Annotated in this window: 2 protein-coding genes; one reads left to right on the forward strand and one right to left on the reverse strand. The window is 57.3% G+C overall.

Annotation, left to right across the window (positions count from 1 at the left end; translation table 11 throughout):
- Positions 1-351: DUF2254 family protein (locus AVO45_RS12465; RefSeq protein WP_157770155.1), on the reverse strand; the 351-nt coding region annotated here is incomplete at its 3' end.
- A 647-nt stretch (positions 352-998) separates the two neighbouring features.
- Between AVO45_RS12465 and AVO45_RS12470 the strand changes: the two genes are divergently transcribed.
- Positions 999-1,816: aminotransferase class III-fold pyridoxal phosphate-dependent enzyme (locus AVO45_RS12470; RefSeq protein ID WP_157770156.1), on the forward strand; the 818-nt coding region annotated here is incomplete at its 3' end.

Genomic DNA, 1,816 nt, shown 5'->3' on the forward strand with positions numbered 1-1,816 from the left:
GAACGCTCCCAGAAAGGCTGCGAGCGCGTTCTGGGTCACCGTATCTTCTTCGATCAGTTGCTGGGCACGAGGTGAAGACTGGTTTGACGTCCATTTTTGCGCTGCCACCATGATAGATAGCGAGAACGTCGTTACCGCCAGCATGGATGAGGCCAGGATCTCCAAAATGCGCACGACAGTGTCCGAGGTCAGACGTTCGACAAGGCCGGCGGGCAAAAAGCTCCCGAAAACGGGCCCGGACAAAGCACTGACCAGCGCCAAGGCTGCAATCAGAGACGTGCGCACCCAGAGTTTTCGAACCAGTTGGCGAAAAAGAAAAAGGGGCTTGGAGAGAATTTGAAGATCAAACATGGAAAGACCCCGGTTTTTTCAACAAGGATAGCATCAAGCAATTCCGCAGCGCTGCAAGGCAATTGGGAATGACAACCAAATGGCAGTTTGCCCGTCGCAATTTTCAATATGACTGCAAGTCGTGTTGGCTCAGGCTCCTCAACGGCACTTCCGACAAAACAAATCACCATACCTTACAACAATTTCCTTGCGGTGTATGTCACCCATCAACTACGAAAGCACCGCCGCCGAGTGATGGGATCTGCAAGCCTATAACCGTCCATCAAACCGGGGGAACTCCACGCCAGGATCGTCCCGAGGCCCTAAAGGATGCCTATGAATTTGCTTTGGAGCGCGGCCGAGACCCACAACCGTACCGATATCAGGCATTCAGAACGATTTGCACTGACAAGATCCCGGCTCGAACTACAGCGGTGAAAGAGGCGTCTCAAAGGCAACCGAACAGACACTGAAAGGGATGCCAATTTCAATTGCGGCTTGCGCTGTTTCGTGCTTCCATCGCGTCGCCCTGGCAATAAAGGCATTGCGCGCTGCTGTCCGGGTGAGCGGAGCCAATCTGCTCGGGTTGAACCGTTTCGGTCCAATGCGTGCAAACGGCTCCTTTCATGACAACCGGCGGCGCGCCGCCTGAACACGTAGGGTAAGCCATGCTTCACAATGACCAACTTGAACAGTGGGACCGCGAGAACTTTTTCCACCCATCGACGCATCTGGCGGAATTCGCGCGGGGCAACCTGCCGCATCGGGTGGTGACCGGCGGCGCCGGTTGCCATATCGAGGACCGCGACGGCAACCGCCTGCTGGATGCCTTTGCCGGGCTGTATTGCGTGAATGTGGGCTATGGCAGACCCGAGATCGCCGAGGCCATTGCCGACCAAGCTCGGGAGCTTGCCTATTACCATGCCTATGTCGGCCACGGGACCGAGGCTTCGATCACCCTGTCCAAAATGATCCTCGACCGCGCGCCCGCGCATATGTCCAAAGTGTATTTCGGCCTGTCCGGTTCGGATGCGAATGAAACCAACATCAAGCTGATCTGGTACTACAACAACATCCTCGGACGGCCCGAGAAAAAGAAGATCATCTCGCGTTGGCGGGGCTATCATGGGTCGGGTCTCATGACCGGCTCGCTTACCGGGCTTGAGCTATTCCACAACAAGTTCGACCTGCCCCTGGCCCAAGTGATTCATACCGAGGCGCCCTACTATTTCCGCCGCCCGGACCCGGCGCAGGACGAAGCCGGGTTCATTGCCCATTGCGTGGCCGAGCTGGAGGCGCTGATCGATCGCGAAGGGGCCGAAACGATTGCCGCCTTTGTCGGCGAGCCGGTGCTGGGCACGGGGGGGATCGTTCCACCTCCTGCCGGCTACTGGGAAGCCATTCAGGCGGTGCTTGAAAAGCACGACATTCTGCTGGTCGCCGATGAGGTCGTCACCGGATTTGGCCGGCTGGGCACGATGTTCGG

Source organism: Ruegeria marisrubri (assembly GCF_001507595.1).
Taxonomy (GTDB): domain Bacteria; phylum Pseudomonadota; class Alphaproteobacteria; order Rhodobacterales; family Rhodobacteraceae; genus Ruegeria; species Ruegeria marisrubri.